The organism is Pantoea sp. C8B4 (assembly GCF_051336905.1).
GTDB lineage: Bacteria > Pseudomonadota > Gammaproteobacteria > Enterobacterales > Enterobacteriaceae > Pantoea > Pantoea rwandensis_B.
The window spans coordinates 1-2,754 of record NZ_JBGMNK010000034.1; the positions used below are offsets into that span (position 1 = coordinate 1).

Sequence of the window (2,754 nt, forward strand, 5' to 3'; positions counted from 1 at the left end):
CGAGGCGAACCTGGGGAACTGAAACATCTAAGTACCCAGAGGAAAAGAAATCAACCGAGATTCCCCCAGTAGCGGCGAGCGAACGGGGAACAGCCCAGAACCTGAATCAGTTTGTGCATTAGTGGAAGCGTCTGGAAAGTCGCAGGGTACAGGGTGATACTCCCGTACACAAAAATGCACCTTCTGTGAGTTCGAAGAGTAGGGCGGGACACGTGGTATCCTGTCTGAATATGGGGGGACCATCCTCCAAGGCTAAATACTCCTGACTGACCGATAGTGAACCAGTACCGTGAGGGAAAGGCGAAAAGAACCCCGGCGAGGGGAGTGAAACAGAACCTGAAACCGTGTACGTACAAGCAGTGGGAGCCTGATTTGTCAGGTGACTGCGTACCTTTTGTATAATGGGTCAGCGACTTATATTCTGTAGCAAGGTTAACCGTATAGGGGAGCCGCAGGGAAACCGAGTCTTAACTGGGCGTTAAGTTGCAGGGTATAGACCCGAAACCCGGTGATCTAGCCATGGGCAGGTTGAAGGTTGGGTAACACTAACTGGAGGACCGAACCGACTAATGTTGAAAAATTAGCGGATGACTTGTGGCTGGGGGTGAAAGGCCAATCAAACCGGGAGATAGCTGGTTCTCCCCGAAAGCTATTTAGGTAGCGCCTCGTGAACTCATCTTCGGGGGTAGAGCACTGTTTCGGCTAGGGGGCCATCCCGGCTTACCAACCCGATGCAAACTGCGAATACCGGAGAATGTTATCACGGGAGACACACGGCGGGTGCTAACGTCCGTCGTGAAGAGGGAAACAACCCAGACCGCCAGCTAAGGTCCCAAAGTCATGGTTAAGTGGGAAACGATGTGGGAAGGCACAGACAGCCAGGATGTTGGCTTAGAAGCAGCCATCATTTAAAGAAAGCGTAATAGCTCACTGGTCGAGTCGGCCTGCGCGGAAGATGTAACGGGGCTAAACCATGCACCGAAGCTGCGGCAGCGACACTATGTGTTGTTGGGTAGGGGAGCGTTCTGTAAGCCGTTGAAGGTGAACTGTGAGGTTTGCTGGAGGTATCAGAAGTGCGAATGCTGACATAAGTAACGATAAAGCGGGTGAAAAGCCCGCTCGCCGGAAGACCAAGGGTTCCTGTTCAACGTTAATCGGAGCAGGGTGAGTCGACCCCTAAGGCGAGGCTGAAAAGCGTAGTCGATGGGAAGCAGGTTAATATTCCTGCACTTGGTGTTACTGCGAAGGGGGGACGGAGAAGGCTAGGTTATCCGGGCGACGGTTGTCCCGGTTTAAGCATGTAGGCGGAGAGTTTAGGTAAATCCGGACTCTTTTTAACGCTGAGGTGTGATGACGAGCCACTACGGTGGTGAAGTAACTGATGCCCTGCTTCCAGGAAAAGCCTCTAAGCTCCAGGTAACACGAAATCGTACCCCAAACCGACACAGGTGGTCAGGTAGAGAATACCAAGGCGCTTGAGAGAACTCGGGTGAAGGAACTAGGCAAAATGGTGCCGTAACTTCGGGAGAAGGCACGCTGTCATCAGGTGAAGTCCCTCGCGGATGGAGCTGAAGGCAGTCGAAGATACCAGCTGGCTGCAACTGTTTATTAAAAACACAGCACTGTGCAAACACGAAAGTGGACGTATACGGTGTGACGCCTGCCCGGTGCCGGAAGGTTAATTGATGGGGTTATCCGCAAGGAGAAGCTCTTGATCGAAGCCCCGGTAAACGGCGGCCGTAACTATAACGGTCCTAAGGTAGCGAAATTCCTTGTCGGGTAAGTTCCGACCTGCACGAATGGCGTAATGATGGCCAGGCTGTCTCCACCCGAGACTCAGTGAAATTGAAATCGCTGTGAAGATGCAGTGTACCCGCGGCAAGACGGAAAGACCCCGTGAACCTTTACTATAGCTTGACACTGAACATTGAGCCTTGATGTGTAGGATAGGTGGGAGGCTTTGAAGCGTGGACGCCAGTCTGCGTGGAGCCAACCTTGAAATACCACCCTTTAATGTTTGATGTTCTAACGTAGGCCCGTAATCCGGGCTGCGGACAGTGTCTGGTGGGTAGTTTGACTGGGGCGGTCTCCTCCCAAAGAGTAACGGAGGAGCACGAAGGTTGGCTAATCCTGGTCGGACATCAGGAGGTTAGTGCAATGGCATAAGCCAGCTTGACTGCGAGAGTGACGGCTCGAGCAGGTGCGAAAGCAGGTCATAGTGATCCGGTGGTTCTGAATGGAAGGGCCATCGCTCAACGGATAAAAGGTACTCCGGGGATAACAGGCTGATACCGCCCAAGAGTTCATATCGACGGCGGTGTTTGGCACCTCGATGTCGGCTCATCACATCCTGGGGCTGAAGTAGGTCCCAAGGGTACGGCTGTTCGCCGTTTAAAGTGGTACGCGAGCTGGGTTTAGAACGTCGTGAGACAGTTCGGTCCCTATCTGCCGTGGGCGCTGGAGAATTGAGGGGGGTTGCTCCTAGTACGAGAGGACCGGAGTGAACGCACCACTGGTGTTCGGGTTGTCATGCCAATGGCATTGCCCGGTAGCTAAGTGCGGAAAAGATAAGTGCTGAAAGCATCTAAGCACGAAACTTGCCCCGAGATGAGTTCTCCCTGACTCCCAGAGAGTCCTGAAGGGACGTTGAAGACGACGACGTTGATAGGCCGGATGTGTAAGTGCAGCGATGCATTGAGCTAACCGGTACTAATGACCCGTGAGGCTTAACCTTACAACGCCAGAGGCGTTTTT

Annotated in this window: 1 rRNA gene; it reads left to right on the forward strand. The window is 53.2% G+C overall.

Going from position 1 to position 2,754, the window contains the following annotated elements:
- A 23S ribosomal RNA gene (locus ACCW76_RS20870) occupies positions 1-2,734 on the forward strand; the annotation flags it as partial.
- Between the last annotated feature and the right edge of the window lie 20 nt (positions 2,735-2,754).